The 18,584-nt window shown below is 72.2% G+C and carries 18 protein-coding genes and 1 pseudogene; 7 read left to right on the top strand and 12 right to left on the bottom strand.

The features are described from left to right. Positions 1-48: 48 nt before the first annotated feature. Positions 49-978 carry a polysaccharide deacetylase family protein gene (locus RMT89_RS18390; RefSeq protein ID WP_315884834.1) on the bottom strand — a complete coding sequence of 310 codons (930 nt, stop codon included), beginning with the start codon at positions 976-978 and terminating at the stop codon, positions 49-51. On the opposite strand from RMT89_RS18390, the gene RMT89_RS18395 reads away from it, so the two are divergent. Then, positions 961-2,229, top strand: coding sequence for a THUMP-like domain-containing protein (locus RMT89_RS18395; RefSeq protein ID WP_399498380.1), 1,269 nt, complete (start codon positions 961-963; stop codon positions 2,227-2,229). The genes RMT89_RS18390 and RMT89_RS18395 overlap by 18 nt on opposite strands. 204 nt (positions 2,230-2,433) lie before the next feature. Continuing rightward, positions 2,434-3,094: pseudogene (locus tag RMT89_RS45980) on the top strand (transposase). Here the strand turns inward: RMT89_RS45980 and RMT89_RS18405 are convergent. From RMT89_RS18405 to RMT89_RS18415, 3 genes are all read right to left on the bottom strand, one after another. Next, positions 3,077-4,123, bottom strand: coding sequence for an LCP family protein (locus RMT89_RS18405; RefSeq protein ID WP_315884837.1), 1,047 nt, complete (start codon positions 4,121-4,123; stop codon positions 3,077-3,079). The pseudogene RMT89_RS45980 and the gene RMT89_RS18405 sit on opposite strands and share 18 nt — an antisense overlap. Positions 4,124-4,196: 73 nt before the next feature. Further along, complete coding sequence (locus tag RMT89_RS18410) at positions 4,197-5,537, bottom strand: endo-1,4-beta-xylanase (RefSeq protein ID WP_315884838.1); 1,341 nt, start codon at positions 5,535-5,537, stop codon at positions 4,197-4,199. An 88-nt stretch (positions 5,538-5,625) separates the two neighbouring features. Then, positions 5,626-6,690: a LacI family DNA-binding transcriptional regulator gene (locus RMT89_RS18415; RefSeq protein WP_315884839.1), complete on the bottom strand. Its 1,065-nt coding sequence runs from the start codon at positions 6,688-6,690 to the stop codon at positions 5,626-5,628. 143 nt (positions 6,691-6,833) lie between these two features. On the opposite strand from RMT89_RS18415, the gene RMT89_RS18420 reads away from it, so the two are divergent. After that, positions 6,834-9,128: a glycoside hydrolase family 3 N-terminal domain-containing protein gene (locus RMT89_RS18420; protein WP_315884840.1), complete on the top strand. Its 2,295-nt coding sequence runs from the start codon at positions 6,834-6,836 to the stop codon at positions 9,126-9,128. 19 nt (positions 9,129-9,147) lie between these two features. After that, complete coding sequence (locus RMT89_RS18425; RefSeq protein WP_315884841.1) at positions 9,148-9,663, top strand: hypothetical protein; 516 nt, start codon at positions 9,148-9,150, stop codon at positions 9,661-9,663. Here the strand turns inward: RMT89_RS18425 and RMT89_RS18430 are convergent. The 4 genes from RMT89_RS18430 to tsaB are packed head-to-tail and all read right to left on the bottom strand — an operon-like array spanning position 9,614 to position 12,093. Continuing rightward, positions 9,614-9,871, bottom strand: a complete 258-nt coding sequence (locus RMT89_RS18430) for a hypothetical protein (protein ID WP_315884842.1) — start codon at positions 9,869-9,871, stop codon at positions 9,614-9,616. The genes RMT89_RS18425 and RMT89_RS18430 overlap by 50 nt on opposite strands. Then, positions 9,868-10,953 carry a tRNA (adenosine(37)-N6)-threonylcarbamoyltransferase complex transferase subunit TsaD gene (tsaD, locus tag RMT89_RS18435; protein ID WP_315884843.1) on the bottom strand — a complete coding sequence of 362 codons (1,086 nt, stop codon included), beginning with the start codon at positions 10,951-10,953 and terminating at the stop codon, positions 9,868-9,870. The genes RMT89_RS18430 and tsaD overlap by 4 nt, the downstream gene beginning before the upstream one ends. Continuing rightward, positions 10,946-11,419 carry a ribosomal protein S18-alanine N-acetyltransferase gene (gene rimI / locus RMT89_RS18440; protein ID WP_315884887.1) on the bottom strand — a complete coding sequence of 158 codons (474 nt, stop codon included), beginning with the start codon at positions 11,417-11,419 and terminating at the stop codon, positions 10,946-10,948. Before rimI ends, tsaD begins: the two co-directional genes overlap by 8 nt. Before the next feature lie 17 nt (positions 11,420-11,436). Continuing rightward, positions 11,437-12,093, bottom strand: coding sequence for a tRNA (adenosine(37)-N6)-threonylcarbamoyltransferase complex dimerization subunit type 1 TsaB (gene tsaB / locus RMT89_RS18445; RefSeq protein ID WP_315884844.1), 657 nt, complete (start codon positions 12,091-12,093; stop codon positions 11,437-11,439). A gap of 108 nt (positions 12,094-12,201) precedes the next feature. On the opposite strand from tsaB, the gene RMT89_RS18450 reads away from it, so the two are divergent. Continuing rightward, positions 12,202-12,753, top strand: coding sequence for a hypothetical protein (locus RMT89_RS18450; RefSeq protein WP_315884845.1), 552 nt, complete (start codon positions 12,202-12,204; stop codon positions 12,751-12,753). 292 nt (positions 12,754-13,045) lie between these two features. Here the strand turns inward: RMT89_RS18450 and tsaE are convergent, their stop codons facing one another. The 4 genes from tsaE to RMT89_RS18470 are packed head-to-tail and all read right to left on the bottom strand — an operon-like array spanning position 13,046 to position 16,625. Then, positions 13,046-13,552 (bottom strand): tRNA (adenosine(37)-N6)-threonylcarbamoyltransferase complex ATPase subunit type 1 TsaE, encoded by a 507-nt coding sequence (tsaE, locus tag RMT89_RS18455; RefSeq protein WP_315884846.1) that lies wholly within the window; start codon positions 13,550-13,552, stop codon positions 13,046-13,048. After that, positions 13,524-14,741, bottom strand: coding sequence for an alpha/beta hydrolase (locus RMT89_RS18460; RefSeq protein ID WP_315884847.1), 1,218 nt, complete (start codon positions 14,739-14,741; stop codon positions 13,524-13,526). Before RMT89_RS18460 ends, tsaE begins: the two co-directional genes overlap by 29 nt. A 42-nt stretch (positions 14,742-14,783) precedes the next feature. Then, positions 14,784-15,962, bottom strand: coding sequence for an alanine racemase (gene alr / locus RMT89_RS18465; protein WP_315884848.1), 1,179 nt, complete (start codon positions 15,960-15,962; stop codon positions 14,784-14,786). Positions 15,963-16,007: 45 nt separating this feature from the next. After that, positions 16,008-16,625: a peptidoglycan-binding protein gene (locus RMT89_RS18470; RefSeq protein WP_399498387.1), complete on the bottom strand. Its 618-nt coding sequence runs from the start codon at positions 16,623-16,625 to the stop codon at positions 16,008-16,010. Positions 16,626-16,726: 101 nt separating this feature from the next. Between RMT89_RS18470 and RMT89_RS18475 the strand changes: the two genes are divergently transcribed. Both RMT89_RS18475 and RMT89_RS18480 read left to right on the top strand, forming a co-directional pair. Beyond that, entirely contained in the window at positions 16,727-17,098 is a 372-nt protein-coding gene (locus RMT89_RS18475; RefSeq protein WP_315884849.1) for a holo-ACP synthase, read from the top strand. A gap of 22 nt (positions 17,099-17,120) precedes the next feature. Beyond that, a complete protein-coding gene (locus RMT89_RS18480; protein ID WP_315884850.1) occupies positions 17,121-18,554 on the top strand; it encodes an NAD(P)H-hydrate dehydratase in 1,434 nt (477 codons plus the stop codon). Positions 18,555-18,584 lie beyond the last annotated feature (30 nt).

The following is an 18,584-nucleotide window of genomic DNA, read 5'->3' on the forward strand; positions in this document are numbered from 1 at the left end:
CCCGTCGGGAGTACGGCCGCCGGCGCCCCGGCGAGCGGGCCCCGGGCCTCACAGGTAGTCCTCCAGACGTGCCACCGCGTACCCCTTGGCGGTGATCTTGTCGAGGAACCGGCGGATCATGTCGGGCATGGTGCCCTTCCAGTGCTCCTTGCCCCGGAAGTGGCTGAGCACGATGTCGCCGGGGTGGATGTCCCGGTCCCACTCGCGGTACTCCCAGCGGTCGACGAAGACCTCCTCGTTCCACAGGGGCGCATGGGTGATGCCGCAGGCCTGGGCGGCGCGCAGGGTGTTCGCGTCGTAGCTGCCGAAGGGCGGGCGGAAGAGGACGGGCCGTTTGCCGTACCGCTTCTCGATCACGTCCTGCATCCCGCAGATCTCGCGCTTCTGGCGGGCGTAGGAGAGGCCGCGCATGAAGGGGTGTTGGAGGGTGTGGTTGTTGAGGCCGACGCCTTGGTCCTGCATCCGCTTGAAGTAGGCGTAGTCCTCCTTCACCAGGTAGTCGCTGAGGAAGGCGGTGTACGGGATCTTCAGCTCGGTCATCATGCGCAGGAACGCCGGGTCCTTCTCGGCGCCGTCGTCGATGGTGAGGAAGACGATCTTCCGCTCGGTGGGGACCGTGGTGAAGACCGGCGGGAGGCCGCGTTCGGCGTGGCCGTCGACCTCGAAGCCCTTGCGGGTGGTGATCCTCGGCTTCTTCGCGGGGGGCGCCGGGGGCGTCAGCGGGACCTTGGCCAGGCCCCAGCGTTTCGCGGCGGCGGCCCGGGCGGCGGCGGAGGCGCGCAGCTTGGTCGCGTAGAAGTCCAGGGCGCGGGCGGGCGGCGCCAGGAGGGGCTGCTGGCCGGGGGCGGGGCGGGCCTTCGAGCCGGTTGCCTGGGAGCAGCCGGAGGCGATGGCGGCGACGGCGAGCACGGCGATTCCACCGCGGATCCGCAGCCCTCGAATGGAACGGTTTTTATCATTTTGTACTACTACTCGCATGGGGCCGGATCCTCCCAGCCCCCCGCTCCGATCCCCCGCCGACACCTCCGCCGCGGGCGCGCCATCCACCGACTGGCCCACAATGATCCGGTGAACGACCTGGCTCCCCTCCTGACCCCCGAGGGCCGCGCCCTCCTCGACGAAGTGCGCGGCACGGCCCCCGCCGACGAACTCGTGGTCGCCACCCGGCTGCGCCGGGACCACCCCGCCGAGCTGGTGTCGGCGGCGCTCGGACAGGCGCGGCTGCGGCAGCGGGCGGAGGCCAAGTTCGGCGCCGAGGACGCGCGGCGGATGTTCTTCACGCCGAACGGGGTCGAGCAGTCGACACGGGCGAGCGTGGCGACGTACCGCGCCGGGCGCTTCCGGGAACTGGGCGTCACCTCCGTCGCCGACCTGTGCTGCGGGATCGGCGGGGACGCCATCGCGCTGGCGCGGGCCGGGATCCGGGTACTGGCCGTCGACCGGGACCCCCTGACGGCGGCCGTCGCCCGCGCCAACGCCGACGCCCTCGGCCTCGCCGGCCTCATCGAGGTGCGCGAGGCGGATGTGACGGAGGTGGACACGGCCGGGTACGACGCGGTCTTCGTGGACCCGGCGCGCAGAGGCGGCAGGGGTCGCATCTTCGATCCCGAGGCCTACTCGCCACCCCTCTCCTGGGCGGTCCAGGCCGCCGCCAAGGCCCCGCACGCCGCCCTCAAGATCGCTCCCGGCATCCCGCACGAGGCGATCCCCGGCGAGGCCGAGGCCGAGTGGATCTCCGACGGCGGGGAGGTGAAGGAGGCGGTGCTGTGGTTCGGGACCACGCCGGGGGCGATCAGGGCGACGCTGCTGCCAGGCCCGCGCACCCTCCTCTCCCGAGGTCTGCCCGACCCCGGAGTCCGGCCCGTCGGGCGGTATTTGTACGAGCCCGATGGCGCCGTCATCCGCTCGCATCTGGTCGCCGAGGTCGCCGACTCGCTGGACGGCGGGCTCATCGACGCGACCATCGCCTACATCACCGCCGACGAACTGCGCCCCACGCCCTTCGCGACGCCGTACGAGATCACCGACCGACTTCCCTTCAGCGTCAAGAAGTTGAAGGCACTGCTACGGGAGCGCGAGGTCGGTGTCCTCACCGTCAAGAAGCGCGGGTCCGCCGTCGAGCCGGAGGAGCTGCGCAAGAAGGTCAAGCCGCAGGGGCCCAACTCGGCGACGGTGTTCCTGACCCGGGTGCACGGCGCTCCCACCATGCTGGTCGGTCATCCCGTCTGAGCCGCCCTGCGCAGCAGCAGCTCCCGCTCGTTGCGGGTCAGGGAAGCCGCCCGTTCGAACTGCTGGGTGCTCGGCCCTCGGAGCGGCCGAACGTCGTCTCCGGCGGTGTCTGGAGACGCCGCCGCACGTTGACGGTTCACCCGGTCGGGTGATCAAGGCCGAACGTGCGGCGGGTGGTCGTACGTGTGCGTAAGTTGAGTGCTCGTGAAGCTGACGGTGCAGATCAGACTGCTGCCGACGCCCGCGCAGGCGGCAGCGCTTGAGGCAACCCTGCACGCCTGCAACGAGGCCGCCACCTGGGCCAGCGAGGTCGCGTTCGAGAAGGGCGTGAAACGCAACCTCGCGCTGCGCGAGCACATCTGCGGCGAGATCAGGGCGCGGTGGAACCTGGGCGCGCAGGCCGCCCAGCACGTCGTGAAGAAGACCCGCGACGCCTACACCACGCTGAAGGCGAACCTCAAGGCCGGAAACCTCGGCAGGCCGGGCTCCGGGCGCTACCGCAAGGCCACCGCAAAGCCGATCGCCTTCCGGCCCGAGGGCGCGCAGCCCTATGACGAGGGTGCCGGTCGTTCACGTCGATCCGGCGTACACCTCCCGCACCTGCGCCGAATGCGGGCACCTCGACAGCGCGAACCGGGTCTCCCAGGCCTGGTTCGCGTGCCGGTCATGCGGATTCGTTGATCACGCGGATCGGAACGGCTCCCGCAACATCCGCGCCAGAGCGTGGGAGTTGTGGCGGCGCGGGGCCCAGTCAACGGCCCCCGCCCCACCACCGCCACAGCGGGGTGGGGCTGGACGCGAACGCAGCATCACCGCCAGTGATGCCCGCTGCGCAAGCCCGGTGCCTTTAGCGCCGAGTAGTTGACCGCAGCGACTCCCACAGCTCCCCCGCCTCCGGCTCCTCGGCGACCACCCGGTTGGCGTCCGACGGCGCCGGTACGACGGGCATGGTCACCGTCGTCACCGAGTCGGCCGACAGCGCCCGCAGGCTGCGGCCCAGCCGGGTCAGCTCGGTCAGGGAGTCCAGCCCGGTGTCGGTGGTGAGGCTGCCGGTGACCGCGTCGGCGACCCGGTACAGCTGGGCGGGGTCGCTGAGCAGACTGGTCGTGGAGATCTGCTCCAGCAGCGCCTTCACCAGTTGCTGCTGGAGGCCTATCCGGCCCAGATCGCTGCCGTCGCCTATGCCGTGCCGGGTGCGGGCGAGGGCGAGGGCCTGCTCGCCGTCGAGCTGGTGGGTGCCGGCCCGAAGGGTGAGATGGCTGTCCTCGTCGTCGATGTCCTCCTCGGTCGTGACCGTGACCCCGCCGAGGGCGTCCACCAGCTTCGCGAAGCCCGCGAAGTCGATCTCGATGTAGTGGTCCATGCGGATGTCCGTCATCGACTCGACCGTCTTCACCGCGCAGACGGGACCACCGACCGCGTAGGCGCTGTTGAACATCGCGTTGTGGGCGACCTCGGTCGAACCGCCGTCCTCCAGCGGGCAGGAGGGACGGGTGACGAGGGTGTCGCGCGGGATGCTCACCACCGTCGCCTCGGACCGTCCCGCGTCGAGGTGCACCACCATCGCGGTGTCGGAGCGGGCGCCGGTGCTGTCGCCGCCGCCGAGCGCCTGGTTCTCCGCGCCACTGCGCGAGTCGGAGCCGAGGACCAGGATGTTCAGGGCCTCGGTGGGCAGGTCCTCGTCCTCGGCGGTGGCCGACGGTGTCGCCTTCGCCGGGCGGTTGTCGCCGAGCGCGCTGTTGATGTCGACGCTCTTGATGTTGTCGTTGAGCTGCCAGTACGCCCAGCCCGCCGCCCCGGCGGCGAGCACCAGTACGCCCGCGAGGGTGAAGCCGGCGATCTTCAGCGCTCTCGACCGCCGGCCCACTGGTCTTGCCTCGTCGTCTCCCGTCACGGACAGGAACGTACGTCCGAATTGTTACGGCGACCGCCCGCGGGACCGCTTTCTTCGGAAATTCTCAGACTTCTCAGCCCAGGGTCACCACCGGCACCGGATTGCTCCCGCTCCAGGACGCGTTGAAGCCGAAGGTCACCGAACCGCCGTCCGGCACGGTCCCGTTGTAGGAGGCATTGGAGCAGCTGACCGCCGACCCCGACTGGGTGCAGGTCGCGTTCCAGGCCTGGGTGATCCGCTGGCCCGCGTCGAACGTCCAGTTCGCCTTCCAGGACGCCAGCGAGGCCCCGGAACAGTCGATGCGCACCTGCCCCGTGAAGCCGCCGTTCCACTGGTGGGCGACGCCGTACGTCACCTGGCAACCGGTCGGCGGCGGTGTCGTCGTCCCGCCGAGGGCCTCCGCGATGGCGCGGTACGCCGGTTTGGGTGCGTAGTTCTCGTCGTACGGCGTCGCCGCGCCCTGCCCGGGGAAGGTGTCAGGGATCCAGGAGTCGGAGTCGGTGAAGCCCCAGACGGTGACGCCGACACAGCGGGCCACGGCCACGCAGGCGTTCACCACCTGCTTGTACTCGGCGGCCTGCTGGGCGAGCTTGGCACTGTCCGAGGGAAGGTTCATCCGGATGTCCAGCTCGGTGATGGCCACGTCGACGCCGAGGTCCGCGAAGCGCTGGATGTTCTGCTGGAGCGTGGACGGCACCTGGCCGAGGATGAGGTGGGCCTGCAGTCCGACGCCGTCGATCGGGACGCCGCGCTCCTTCAGGGACTTGACCAGGTTGTACAGGGCGGTGGACTTCGCGTTGACGCCCTCGACGTTGTAGTCGTTGATGTACAGCTTGGCGCTCGGGTCGGCCGCGCGGGCCGCGGTCAGCGCCTCGGCGATGTAGTCGGCGCCGAGGCCGTTGTACCAGAGGGTCTGCCGGTAGGTGCCGTCCTCGTTGAAGGGCTCGTTGACGACGTCCCAGGTCTCCACCCGCCCCTTGTAGCGGCCGACCGCGGTGGCGATGTGGTCGGTCATGAGCTGGCGCAACTGGGCCGCGGTCCAGGTGCCGTTGGTCAGCCAGCTCGGGTTCTGGCTGTGCCAGACCAGGGTGTGGCCGCGCACCTGCTGGCCGTTGGCCTCGGCGAAGTCGACGATCCGGTCGGCCTCGGCCCAGTTGAAGCTGCCGCGCGTGGGCTCGACCGAGCCCCACTTCATGGCGTTGCCCGGGGTCAGCGCGTTGAACTCGCGGGCCGCGATCTCGCCGTAGGTGCCGGTGAGTTTGGAGCCGGTCACGGCGGTGCCGATGACCTTGCTCTTGGCGTCGGCGAGGTCGCGGAGCGGAACATCGGCGGCCTGCGCCGGGGGTGCACCGAGGAGCAGCGCGAGGCCGGCGACAAGGGATGCCAGGGATAAGCCCGTTCTCAGAGATCTCATTGCGGGTGCCTCCGAAAGTTTCGGTCGTTCAGCCGACTGGCTTCGGGCAGTGTGGAGGCGGCACGGAACACCCGTCAACACATCCCCGCTAAACGGCGGGCGGCCCTCCCGTACTGCTGCGCACCACCAGGCTCGTGGCCAGCTCCACCCTGGTCGCCGCCGGGTCGCCGTCCTCCTTGGCGAGGTCCAGCACCAGCTTGGCCGCCGCCTCGGCCATCTCGGTCAGCGGCTGCCGTACGGTCGTCAGCGGCGGCCCGACCCAGCGGGCGACCGGCAGATCGTCGAAGCCGACGACGCTCAGGTCCTCCGGGATGCGCAGACCCAGTTCGCGCGCGGCCTCGTACAGGCCGAGCGCCTGGAGGTCGTTGCCGGCGAAGACGGCGGTGGGCCGGTCCGGGACGCGCAGCAGCTTCAGGCCCTCCCGGTAGCCGGTCTCGTGATGGAAGTCGCCGGGCCGGACCAGCGCCGGGTCGACCGGGAGTCCGGCCGTCTCCAGGGCGGCCCGGTAGCCGTCGATCCGGGCGCGGCTGCACATCATCCGCGAGGGTCCGGTGATGGCGCCGATCCGGGTGTGCCCGAGCTCGACGAGATGCCGGGTGGCGGCGAGCCCGCCCTGCCAGTTGGTGGCGCCGATGGACGGCACGTCCGCGCCCGGGTCGCCGGCCGGGTCCATCACCACGAACGGGATGGAGCGGCTGGTGAGCAGGGCGCGCTGGGACTCGTCGAGGCCGGAGAGCACCAGGATCACACCGTGCGGCCGCCGGGCGGCGACCTGGTCGGCCCAGGTGCGCCCCGGGGTCAGCCGTCCCGCGCTCTCGCTGAGCACCACGCTCAGCCCGGCGTCCCGGGCGACGTTCTCCACGCCCCGGATGACCTCCATCGCCCACGCGCTCTCCAGCTCGTGGAAGACCAGGTCGATCAGGGGCGAACGGCTGGCCTCGGCGCGCCGGCGCCGGTAGCCGTGGGCGCGCAGCAGCTCCTCGACCCGGCTGCGGGTGGCGGGGGCGACGTCGGCTCTGCCGTTGAGGACCTTCGAAACAGTCGGCGCCGAGACGCCGGCCTCGCGGGCGATCTCGGCGAGCGTCGCGGTCTGCGCGGACCGACCTGTCGCGCGGGTTGTCGTCCGGGTTTCAGCGGGCTCGGAGGGTGTCATGGCGGCGATCGTATCCCTGCGCCCCCTCTTGACGAACCCTTCTCACCGCCCCTAGGTTCCCGGAACATTCGAGGTGAACAACGAAACATTCGCGACAGGTCATACGTTCATTCGTGAGAGGCCACCGCCCCGACAGGAGTTTCATGACCACCGCCCCCTGGCGCGACCCCGCCCTGCCCGCCTCCGCCCGCGTCGACGACCTGCTCTCCCGGATGACCCTTCAGGAGAAGACCGCCCAGTTGTACGGCGTATGGGTGGGCGCCGCCACGGACGGCGAGGGAGTCGCGCCGCTGCAACGCGAGATGACCGCCCAGTACGACTGGGACGAGCTGATCACCCAGGGCCTCGGCCAGCTCACCCGCTCCTTCGGCACCGCCCCCGTGGACCCGGCGCTGGGCGCGCAGGCACTGGCCCGCGCCCAGCGCCGTATCGCGGCCGCCGGACGTTTCGGCATCCCGGCCGTCGCCCACGAGGAGTGCCTGGCCGGCTTCACCACCTGGCGGGCCACCGCCTATCCGGTGCCGCTGGCCTGGGGAGCGAGCTTCGACCCGCCGCTCGTCGAGGAGATGGCCCGCCGGATCGGCGAGGACCTGCGCTCGGTCGGTGTCCACCAGGGGCTCGCGCCCGTCCTGGACGTCGTCCGCGACCCGCGCTGGGGACGGGTCGAGGAGACGATCGGCGAGGACCCGTATCTGACCGGCACGATCGGCACCGCCTATGTGCGCGGCCTGGAGTCCGCCGGGGTGATCGCCACGCTCAAGCACTTCGCCGGGTACGCCTCCTCAGCGGGCGCCCGCAATCTCGCGCCGGTGCGGGCGGGGGTGCGCGAGTTCGCCGATGTGACGCTGCCGCCGTTCGAGATGGCGCTGCGCGAGGGCGGGGCGCGCAGTGTGATGGCCGCGTACACCGAGACCGACGGAGTCCCCGCCTCGGCGGACCCGGGGCTGCTCACCGACCTCCTGCGGGACCAGTGGGGGTTCACCGGGACGGTCGTCGCCGACTACTTCGGCATCGGCTTCCTCCAGTCGCTGCACCGCGTGGCGGGCACCGACGCCGAGGCGGCGCACGCGGCGCTGCGGGCCGGGATCGACGTGGAGCTGCCGAGCCTGAAGTGCTACGGCACACCGCTCGTGGACGCCGTCCGCGCCGGCGAGATCGCCGAGGAACTGGTGGACCTGGCGGCCCGCCGTGTCCTGCTCCAGAAGTGCGAACTGGGCCTGCTGGACGAGGACTGGGACCCGGAACCGCAGTCGCGCATCGACCTCGACTCCACCGCCAACCGCGCCCTGGCCCGGCGCCTGGCGGAGGAGTCGGTGGTGCTGCTGGACAACCCGGACGGAGTACTGCCGCTGGCCCCGGACACCAGGATCGCGGTCGTGGGCCCGCGCGCGGCGGACGCCCTCGCGATGCTGGGCTGCTACTCCTTCCCGTCCCATGTCCTCACCCACCACCCCGACGTCCCGATGGGCATCGACATCCCGACCGTCCTGGAGGCGCTGCGCACCGAACTCCCCGACGCCAAGGTGACGTTCGCGGAAGGGTGCGGGGTGTCGGACCCTGATCCCTCCGGCTTCGAGGAGGCGGTGGGGCGGGCGTCCGAGGCGGATGTGTGCCTGGCGGTACTGGGCGACCGGGCGGGCCTGTTCGGCCGCGGCACCTCGGGCGAGGGCTGCGATGTGACGGACCTGCAACTCCCAGGCGTACAGGGCGATTTGCTGGACGCGCTGGTGGCGACCGGCGTCCCGGTGGTGCTGGTCCTGCTCACCGGCCGCCCCTACGCGCTGGGCCGCTGGCACGGCCGCCTGGGCGCGGTGGTCCAGGCCTTCTTCCCCGGCGAGGAGGGCGGCCCGGCGGTCGCGGGAGTGCTGTCGGGCCGGGTGAACCCGTCGGGGCGCCTCCCGGTGAGCGTCCCACGGGTGCCCGGCGGCCAGCCGTGGACCTATCTCCAGCCGCCGCTGGGCCTCGCGGGCGAGGTCAGCAACCTGGACCCGACCCCGCTGTACGCCTTCGGCCACGGGCGCTCGTACACCAGCTTCGCCTGGGAGTCGGACGCGGCGGAGGCGGAGATCGGCACGGACGGCTCGTACGAGATGAGCGTGACCGTCCGCAACACCGGTGACCGTGAGGGCGCGGAGGTGGTGCAGCTGTATCTGCACGACCCGGTGGCCTCGGTGACCCGCCCCGATGTCCGGCTGATCGGTTACCAGCGGCTGGAGCTGGCGCCCGGTGAAAGCCGTCGGGTGAGCTTCCACTTCCACGCGGACCTGTCAGCCTTCACCGATCGTTCAAATCTGAAGGTGGTCGAACCCGGTCCGCTGGAACTACGGTTGGGGACATCCAGCGCTCAGGTGCTGCACACGGCACGACTGACTCTCGTGGGCCCGGTACGGGTGCTCGGCCCGGACCGACGGCTCGTGTGCGAGGCGGTGGTGTCCTGATCCTCGGGGGAGGGTTGCGATGGACAGGTACGTCCACCATGAACTGCGGTCCGTCTTCAGCGCGTTGGCCGTGGCCGCCGTCTGTGTGCCGGTGACCGGCGTCGCCCGCGGGGCGCTGGTCAGCGCGTCCGGGCTGCCGCTGTTCCTGCTCGGCCTGATCGCCTTCGCGACCGTGTTCACGCTCCTCCAGTCGACCCGGATCAAGTGGCTCAGCGAGGTACTGGACTTCGAGGCCGCGGTCCCCCTGGAGGAGCCGCCCGCCGAGACGCCCCTGCGCCGGCGTCCGGTCAATCCCTGGCTGTTCACCATGATGACGGCCGCGACCCTGGGTTTCGCGTTCGCCCTGGACCCCGCGGCCGCCCTGTTCCCGCTCTGGCTTGCGCTGGCCTGGCTGGGCCAGGCCTACCTGGCCGTCAACTGGGAGCGCCGGCACGGCAAGACGCTGTGGCGGGGCCACGACCCGGACAAGCCCTGGCGGCTGTCCGTCAGCCCCCGGCCACTGCCTCGAACCGCCACCGGTGCACTGCCCGAGTGACCAACTCACCATCCGGCTCGGGCAGTTCGGGGACCACGGCGTCGTAGTCCCCGTCCCACCAGGTGATGACCAGCACCCGGTCCTGCGGGGCCCGGAAGGTCTCCCGGCGCAGGGGCGGCTCAGGGAGCTCCTGCTCGGAGACCCAGGCCAGCAGCTCCTCGCCCCGGCCCTCGGCCGCCCGCGCCTCCCACATCAGCGCGACCGTCACGGGTACAGGTTGTCCTTGCTGATCTCGTGCACGTGATCGTGTCCGGGCACATGCGGATCGGTCACCGGAAGGGATGAATCCGCCGACAGGTCCCAGCTCGACGCCGCCCTGTTCCGCGCGACCATCTCCGCGCCCAGCGCCGCGACCATCGCGCCGTTGTCGGTGCACAGCTTCGGCCGCGGCACGCGCAGTTCGATACCGGCGGCCTCGCAGCGGTGCCGGGCCAGCTCCCGCAGCCGGGAGTTGGCGGCCACCCCGCCGCCGATCATCAGGTGGTCGACGCCCTCGTCCTTGCAGGCCCGTACGGCCTTGCGGGTCAGCACGTCCACGACCGCCTCCTGGAAGGAGGCCGCCACATCGCGCACCGGCACCTCCTCCCCCGCGGCCCGCCTGGCCTCGATCCAGCGCGCCACGGCCGTCTTCAGACCGGAGAAGGAGAAGTCGTACGCCGGATCCCGGGGCCCGGTGAGCCCGCGCGGGAAGGCAATGGCCCGGGGGTCGCCCTCCTTCGCGTACCGGTCGATGACGGGACCGCCCGGGAAGCCCAGGTTCAGCACGCGCGCGATCTTGTCGAAGGCCTCACCGGCGGCGTCGTCGATGGTGGCGCCCATGGGCCGGACGTCGGAGGTGATGTCGCTCGACAGCAGCAGCGAGGAGTGCCCGCCGGACACCAGCAGCGCCATCGTCGGCTCGGGCAGCGCCCCGTGCTCCAGCTGGTCCACACAGATGTGCGAGGCGAGGTGGTTCACGCCGTAGAGCGGCTTGCCGAGCGCGTAGGCGTACGCCTTCGCCGCCGAGACACCGACGAGGAGGGCGCCGGCGAGGCCGGGACCGGCGGTCACGGCGATCCCGTCCAGGTCGCGGGCGGAGACTCCCGCCTCCTTCAGCGCGCGGTCGATGGTCGGCACCATCGCCTCCAGATGCGCCCGGGAGGCGACCTCCGGCACCACGCCGCCGAAGCGGGCGTGCTCGTCGACGCTGGACGCGACGGCGTCGGCCAGCAGGGTCGTCCCGCGCACGATGCCGACACCGGTCTCGTCGCAGGAGGTCTCGATCCCCAGGACCAGGGGTTCGTCAGCCATGGATCTCGGTTCCTTGTACGGAGGTTGTTGGGTCGGTCAGGCGCATCACCAGGGCGTCCACATTGCCCGGCTGGTAGTAGCCGCGCCGGAACCCGATGGCCTCGAAGCCGTAGCGCTCGTACAGCTTCTGGGCGCGGACGTTGTCGATCCGGCACTCCAGCATCACTTCGGCGCACTCGAACGCGGTGGCCGCCCGCAGCAGCTCGGTCAGCAGCCGCCCGCCGAGGCCGGTGCCCCAGTGGTCGCGGGCGGCGGCGATGGTCTGGATGTCGGCGAGGTCTCCGGACGCGACGAGGCCCGCGTACCCGACGATCCGGTCGCCCTCGACCGCGACGACGTACCGCCGGGTCGCCTCCGGCCCGCGCGCGTGGGCCAGCTCGGACCAGAACATCCCCCGGGACCAGGCGTCCTCGGGGAAGAGGTCCTTCTCCAGCTCCAGCACGGGATCGATGTCCCACCAGCGCATCTCGCGCAGCACCGCTGTCACTTGGGGGTGACCACCTTGTAGTTCTTGGGGACCTGGGCGTCGGGCCGGCGCAGATACAGCGGCCGGGGCGCGGGCAGCTCCTCCCCCGCGGCCAGCCGTTCGGCGGCGAGGGCGGCCAGCGCCGCCGCGGAGACATGCTCGGGCTCGTGCGCCTGGGGGAAGGTGTCGGGGTACAGCAGCGCGCCGGCCCCGACCGCGGGCAGCCCCGCGACCCGCTCGGCGATGTCGGCGGGCCGGTCGACCGCCGGGTCGGTCAGACGGGTGCGGGAGTCGGCGTACGTCGCCCAGTAGACCTCCTTGCGCCGGGCGTCGGTGGCCACGACGAAGGGGGCCTTGTCGATGTCGGCCGCGTACGCGAGACCGTCGAGAGTGCACACACCGTGCACGGGGACGCCGAGCGCGAGCCCGAAGGTGTCGGCGGTCATCAGACCGACCCGCAGCCCGGTGTACGGGCCTGGCCCGGTCCCTACGACGACGCCGGTGACGGCGTCCAGTTTCAGCCCCGCCTCGGCGAGCACGCGGTCGACGGCCGGCAGCAGCAGCTCGCCGTGACGGCGGGCGTCCACCTGACTCGACGAGGCGATGACGTCCGTGCCGTCGTGCAGCGCGACGGTGACGGCGGGGGTGGCGGTATCCAGAGCGAGCAAGAGCACGCGAACAGCCTACGGCTCCCCGCGCCGCCGCACGGCCGCCCGGGAGGAGCGGTCACCGGCTGCTACCGTCGCCGGGAAGCACGACGTACGACAAAGAGGTGGGCGACGGTGGCAGGCAGCAGCTCCGGATTCGTGGCCGGGCTCACCACGGCGGCCCTCGTGACCGTCGGCTTCCTCGCCTATCAGGCCTCGTCGACCGTCCCGGCCGACCTGGGGCGGGCGGACACGAGCGCGCCCGCCGCGGCCGTCTCCAAGGCCCCCCGCGACAAGCAGCACCCCGCCGCCCTGCCCGCCGGTTCCGGCAAGGGTGAACGGGTGGTGTACTCGGTGGACGACGACCGGGTCTGGCTCGTCGGCGCGGGCGGCAAGGTCAAGCGCACCTTCACGGTGTACCCCGGCACGGTGAACCCCGCCCCGGGCGTCTACACGGTCACCTCCCGCTCGAACGCGGTCACCGGTACGGACGGCGTCCCGATCGAGCACGTGGTCCGCTTCACCAGCGTGGACGGCGTGGCCATCGGCTTCAGCGCGGCGGTGGACGACTCGAACCAGGCACCCGCCCGGTCGGTCCGTACGGGCGGCATCCGCGAGTCGAGGGCGGACGGCGACGCGATGTGGGACTTCGCGACGATCGGCCAGAAGGTCGTCGTGATCCGTTAGGCCTCAGGCCGCTTTACGCTCCTGCGTTTGCGGAGCCCTGGGTTCCGGGGCGCGCGGGGGCGTCGATACGGCGTCTGCCGCGGCGCACGCCGCCAGCAGGTCGCGCATGGACACTCCGGACGACGGACGCGGATGCGTCGCGTCCCTCTGCGTGACCGACATGGACGCCTCCTGGGAGCCGGGGGCGGATGTAGTTAGGTACACCTAACTACGGGCTGGGTACCATGTGACCACGCCCGGGACACCGAAAGCAATATCTTGCCGACGTCTTGTCGGAATGTTCATGGACGACTCAGGCGGACAGTGCTTCCAGCCCCGCCTCCGCCCAGCGCGCGCCCAGCCCGGTCACCGTCACCTTCCGCACCTCGTCGGTCGTGTCGCCGACAGCCCGGTGGATGACGATCTGGAGCCGGTCGTCGGTCAGCTCCTCGACCTTGCCCTCGCCCCACTCCACGACGATCACGGATTCGGGCAGCGAGACATCGAGGTCGAGGTCCTCCATCTCGTCGAGCCCGCCGCCGAGGCGGTACGCGTCGACGTGAACGAGCGGCGGGCCGTCCCCGAGGGACGGATGGACGCGCGCGATCACGAAGGTCGGCGAGGTCACGGCGCCCCGGACCCCGAGGCCCTCGCCCAGCCCCCGGGTCAGCGTCGTCTTGCCCGCGCCGAGTTCCCCGCTGAGCATCACGAGGTCCCCGGCGCGCAGCAGCTTGGCGAGACGGCGGCCGAGCTCTCGCATCTGCTCGGGAGCGGTGACGGTCAGCCGGGTCTCAGCCCGGTTGTGCGGTGCTGCTTCCATAGCCACCCACGGTAGCGCCCGCGGGCACCGCACCCGCGCGGGTGAGCAGGTCGGCGAGACGGTCGGTGACCACTTCCGGGTGTTCCAGCATCACCAGGTGCCCGGCGTCGGGCACGAGCACCAGCTCGGCGTCCGGCAGCAGATCGGCGATCGCCTCACTGTGCTCGCTCGGCGTGACCAGGTCCTTGACCCCGGCCAGCACCAGCACCGGCAGGTCCGCGAAGTGCGCGAGGGCCTCGGTCTTGTCGTGGTCGGCGAAGGCCGGGTAGTACTCGGCGACGACATCGATCGGCGTGCCCTCGATCATCCGCTCGGCGAACCGCACCACCGCCGGGTCGACGTCCCGGGAGGCGAAGGAGTACCGCTTGATGATCCCGGCGAACAGATCGGCGGTGGCCCGGCGCCCCTTCTCCACCAGCGCGGCCTGCTGCCCCAGCGCCTTCAGCACACCGGGGAGCACCCGCCGTACGGCATTGACACCCGCGACGGGCAACCCGAAGTTGACCTCGCCGAGCTTCCCCGACGACGTACCGACGAGAGCGACAGCGACGACCCGGTCCCGGATCAGCTCGGGGAACTGGTCGGCCAGCGCCATCACGGTCATCCCGCCCATGGAATGCCCGACCAGCACGATCGGCCCCTCCGGCACGGCGGCGTCGATGACGGCCTTCAGATCCCGCCCGAGCTGCTCGATGTCGACCGGCACCCCCTCCTGCACCTGTGCCACGCCCCGCGCGGAGCGGCCGTGGCTGCGCTGGTCCCAGTGCACGGTCCGTACGACACCTCTGAGCGCCGCCCGCTGGAAGTGCCAGGAGTCCTGGCTGAGGCAGTAGCCGTGGCTGAAGACGACCGTGACGGGGGCCGGGGCCTTGCGTCCGAAGAGCCGGCGCCGGCGAGGGGCGGAGCCGCCCTCGGGCTCGACGTCGTCGACCTCGTAGTAGAGCTCGGTGCCGTCGTCGGAGCAGACCTTGCCGGGCATGCCGCGCAGCGAGCCGTAGGGGCCCGCCGAGTCGAGCGCGAGACGGGCCTTCTGGCGCATCCCCCGGCCGACGGTGAGCCGCTCTATGGCGACCCCTGCCGCCGCGCCCGCGGCGACCACGCCTATCGCGGCGCCCGCGAAACCGGTCGCGCGGCGCCAGTTCCCGGCGGAGGCGACGGCCGCGACGGCCTCCGCACTGCTCTCGCTCACGTACCGCTCCTCTTCACCGGACTGCTGTTGGCCACTGGGCCATCACCCAGCCTGGCCCTCGTTCACATAGACGCGGGGAACACGGGTTCCGATCCGGGTGACGATTTCGTAGGCGATGGTGCCGGCGGCCTGCGCCCAGTCCTCGGCGGTGGGCTCACCGCCGTCGCCGGGCCCGAACAGCACCGCGCGCTCACCCGGTTCGGGTTCGTCGCCACCCAGGTCCACGACGAACTGGTCCATCGCGACGCGTCCCGCGATCGTCCGCCACTTGCCGCCGACCAGCACGGGACCGGCGGAGGAGGCGTGCCGGGGGATACCGTCCGCATACCCGACGGGGATGAGTCCAAGGGTGGTGTCACCCGCGGTGGTGTATTTGTGCCCGTAACTGACGCCGTGTCCACCGGGCACGTGCTTGACGAGCGCCACGGACGCCGACAGCGTCATCACCGGCCGCAGCCCCAGGTCGGCGGGGCTGCCCAGCTCGGGGCTGGGCGAGACACCGTAGACGGCGATGCCCGTCCGTACGAGGTCGAAGTGGCTGTCGGGCCGGGTGAGCGTGGCCGGTGAGTTGGCGATGTGCCGGACCTCGGGGCGTACGCCCTGGCCCTCGGCGTGCGCGACCATCTCCCGGAACTGTTCGAGCTGGGCGTCGATGGAGGGATGCCCGGGCTCATCGGCGCACGCGAAGTGCGACCACAACCCGGTCACCTTCAGGAGCCCCTCACCCTCGGCCGCGAGCGCCTCCCGGACCAGCTCGGCCCAGTCCTCGCCCGGCTGACAGCCGCCGCGGCCGAGGCCGGTGTCGGCCTTGAGCTGCACGCGCGCGGGACGACCGGCCTCGCGGGCGGCCGCGGTGACCTCGCGCAGGGCCCACATCCCGCTCACCGAGACGTCGAGACGGGCCTCGATCGCCTCCCGCCAGGGGCCGCCCGGGGTCCACAGCCAGCACATGATCCGGACGTCGTCCGGCAGCCGCCCGTCGGCCCGCAGCGCGAGGGCCTCCTCGGGCGTGGCGGTGCCCAGCCATGTCGCCCCGGCCTCGACGGCCGCGCGGGCGCACGGCAGCGCGCCATGGCCGTACCCGTCGGACTTCACGACGGCCATCAGGGCCGCGCCCGGCGCGAGCGCGCGCAGGGTCCCCACATTGGCCCGCACGGCGGCGAGATCGATCTCGGCGCGGGCCCGCAGGGGCGCGGTCCGCGGGGCAGCTGTTTCAGTCATGGCGCCCCCAGTGTCTCAGAGGGGTCTGACAGACCGGTCGAGCCCTCAGGGCCTGTGCCCCCATACGTGGACCCGGTCCCCCTTCGTGCCCTTCTGCACCCAGGTCAGCTGCCGGCCGAGATCGACGCAGGCGACGCGATACGGCCGCACCGGACACTTCTTGGCGGCGTTCGGGTTCTTGCGCGCGCCGACGAGTTGCATGGTGGCCCAGGTGACGGGCCCCGCGAAGCCGATGGCGGGCTTGATCTTGTGCTTGAGCTGAAAGGCCCGGACGGCCCGGCAGTCGGCGGCGGACTGCTTCCCGTCCGCCTTGAGCCCGAGCCACCGCTCGGCCTGCCGCTGATAGGGCCCGGTCTGCTTGCTGCACGTGACACGGGAGACGGCATCGCCGAGCGGGACGTACTCGACGAGGTCGTAAGCCCCCGGCTCGGCCTCCCGCGGCTCGACCGCGTCTTCACGAGCGCCGGGTGTGTACACGTCCGGCGCCAGAACCTGATCGGGTGTGTCGATCACCCACGACTTCGGCGCCACCCCGGGCACCAACTCCGCCTCAGGCACCGGCGCGGGAGGCCCGGGCACCGCAACGGCACTCCCCACCGGCACCACACAAGCCGCGGCCATCACCACCGCGACACCCCGGCACACCACACGCGAACAGATCATGCGATCAGCGAACCGCGCCCCCGAACCGCCGGGGACGTGCCGCGCGGCGGGGTCACTCGGACGTACGCAGGCATCACGGCACCGGTCATAGGGTGCTCGGCATGAGCATCATCGGGGTCGGTATCGACGTGGCGGAGATCGACCGTTTCGCGGCATCCCTGGAGCGCACGCCCGGGATGGCCCGACGTCTGTTCCGGGACAGCGAGTTGCTGCTGCCCAGCGGGGAGCGGCGGGGTGTCGCCTCGCTGGCCGCCCGGTTCGCGGCGAAGGAGGCGTTGGCCAAGGCGCTGGGCGCCCCTGCGGGTCTGCTCTGGACGGACGCGGAGGTCTTCGTCGAGGACAGCGGTCAGCCGCGGCTTCGGGTGACGGGGACGGTGGCGGCCCGGGCTGCGGAACTGGGCGTGCGGGCCTGGCATGTGTCGCTGAGTCATGACGCGGGCGTGGCCTCGGCGGTGGTGGTCGCGGAAGGCTGAGGGGCGCGAGAGACTCGACGGTATGCGTACTGCGTACAGCGTGGAGACGGTCAGGACGGCGGAACGGGACCTCATGGCGCGGCTGCCGGAGGGGACGCTGATGCAGCGGGCCGCGGCGGGCCTCGCCGCGGCCTGCGCGGACCTCCTCGGCAGGGTGTACGGCAGCCGGATCGTGCTGTTGGTCGGCAGCGGCGACAACGGCGGCGACGCGCTCTGCGCCGGCGCCCGGCTGGCCCGGCGGGGCGCGGGGGTCACGGCGGTACTGCTGGCGCCGGAACGGGCCCACGCGGGCGGGCTCGCGGCACTGCGCAGGGCGGGCGGAAGCGTGGCAGGGGCCGATTCCGCGGCGACGCTGATCGACCGGGCGGACCTGGTGATGGACGGCATCGTCGGGATCGGCGGCAAGGGCGGTCTGCGTCCGGACGCGGCGCCCCTCGCCGAGGCCGCCTCGCGGGCCCGGGCCGCCGTGGTCGCCGTGGACCTGCCGAGCGGTGTGGACGTGGACACCGGCCAGGTCCCGGGGGCGGCGGTCCGCGCCGACCTCACGGTCACCTTCGGCACACACAAGCCGGGCCTGCTGGTGGATCCGGCGCGGGAGTACGCCGGCACGGTCCGCCTGGTCGACATCGGTCTGGAACTGCCGGAAGCGGCGCAACTTGAGGCCTTGCAGCACGCGGACGTGGCACGGATGCTGCCGGTGCCGGGGGCGGAGAGCGACAAGTACCGGCGGGGCGTGGTGGGTATCGCGGCCGGTTCCGCGCGGTACCCGGGGGCGGCGGTGCTGGCGGTGGCGGGCGCGCTGCGGGGCGGCGCGGGAGCCGTGCGGTACGTCGGCCCGGCCGGGGAGGCGGTGCTCACCCGCTTCCCGGAGACGCTGGTCTCGGACAAGGGGCCGAAGAAGGCCGGCCGGGTACAGGCCTGGGTCGTCGGCCCGGGCGCCGGTGACGACGCGGTGACGGTGGCGCAGGTGCTGGAGGCGGACGTACCGGTGCTGATCGACGCGGACGGACTGCGCCTGGCGGCCCGGGAGGCGGTGGGGGCGCGCACGGCACCGACCCTGATGACCCCGCACGCCGGGGAAGCGGCGGCGCTGCTCGGTGTCTCGCGCGAGGAGGTCGAGGGCGCGCGTCTGTCCGCGGTACGGGAGTTGGCGGGCCGTTACCGGGCCACGGTGCTGCTGAAGGGCTCGACGACGCTGGTGGCCGACCCGGACGCGAAGACGGCGGTACGGGTCAACGCGACCGGCACGTCCTGGCTCGCCACGGCAGGAAGCGGCGACGTCCTGTCGGGCCTGGCCGGCTCCCTGCTGGCCTCGGGGCTCGGTGCCCGGGACGCGGGGAGCGTGGCGGCGTATCTGCACGGTCTTGCGGGGCGGTACGCGGCGGACGGGGCGCCGGTAGGGGCGCAGGACGTGGCGGAGGGGATCGCCAGGGCCTGGCGGGACGTGCGGGACTGAAATACGGGTGCGTGCGGCGCTGACGGCCCC

The sequence above is a fragment of the Streptomyces sp. P17 genome (genome assembly GCF_032436805.1).
Taxonomy (GTDB): Bacteria; Actinomycetota; Actinomycetes; order Streptomycetales; family Streptomycetaceae; genus Streptomyces.

What these genes read in the sequence shown, in the direction of transcription:
- tsaE (WP_315884846.1), bottom strand. Translation starts at nt 13,552, where the DNA reads ATGGAAGCAGCACCGCACAACCGGGCTGAGACCCGGCTGACCGTCACC.
- RMT89_RS18415 (WP_315884839.1), bottom strand. Translation starts at nt 6,690, where the DNA reads ATGACACCCTCCGAGCCCGCTGAAACCCGGACGACAACCCGCGCGACA.
- RMT89_RS18475 (WP_315884849.1), top strand. Translation starts at nt 16,727, where the DNA reads ATGAGCATCATCGGGGTCGGTATCGACGTGGCGGAGATCGACCGTTTC.
- alr (WP_315884848.1), bottom strand. Translation starts at nt 15,962, where the DNA reads ATGACTGAAACAGCTGCCCCGCGGACCGCGCCCCTGCGGGCCCGCGCC.
- RMT89_RS18425 (WP_315884841.1), top strand. Translation starts at nt 9,148, where the DNA reads ATGGACAGGTACGTCCACCATGAACTGCGGTCCGTCTTCAGCGCGTTG.
- RMT89_RS18390 (WP_315884834.1), bottom strand. Translation starts at nt 978, where the DNA reads ATGCGAGTAGTAGTACAAAATGATAAAAACCGTTCCATTCGAGGGCTG.
- tsaD (WP_315884843.1), bottom strand. Translation starts at nt 10,953, where the DNA reads ATGGCTGACGAACCCCTGGTCCTGGGGATCGAGACCTCCTGCGACGAG.
- rimI (WP_315884887.1), bottom strand. Translation starts at nt 11,419, where the DNA reads ATGCGCTGGTGGGACATCGATCCCGTGCTGGAGCTGGAGAAGGACCTC.
- RMT89_RS18420 (WP_315884840.1), top strand. Translation starts at nt 6,834, where the DNA reads ATGACCACCGCCCCCTGGCGCGACCCCGCCCTGCCCGCCTCCGCCCGC.
- RMT89_RS18470 (WP_399498387.1), bottom strand. Translation starts at nt 16,625, where the DNA reads ATGATCTGTTCGCGTGTGGTGTGCCGGGGTGTCGCGGTGGTGATGGCC.
- RMT89_RS18410 (WP_315884838.1), bottom strand. Translation starts at nt 5,537, where the DNA reads ATGAGATCTCTGAGAACGGGCTTATCCCTGGCATCCCTTGTCGCCGGC.
- RMT89_RS18480 (WP_315884850.1), top strand. Translation starts at nt 17,121, where the DNA reads ATGCGTACTGCGTACAGCGTGGAGACGGTCAGGACGGCGGAACGGGAC.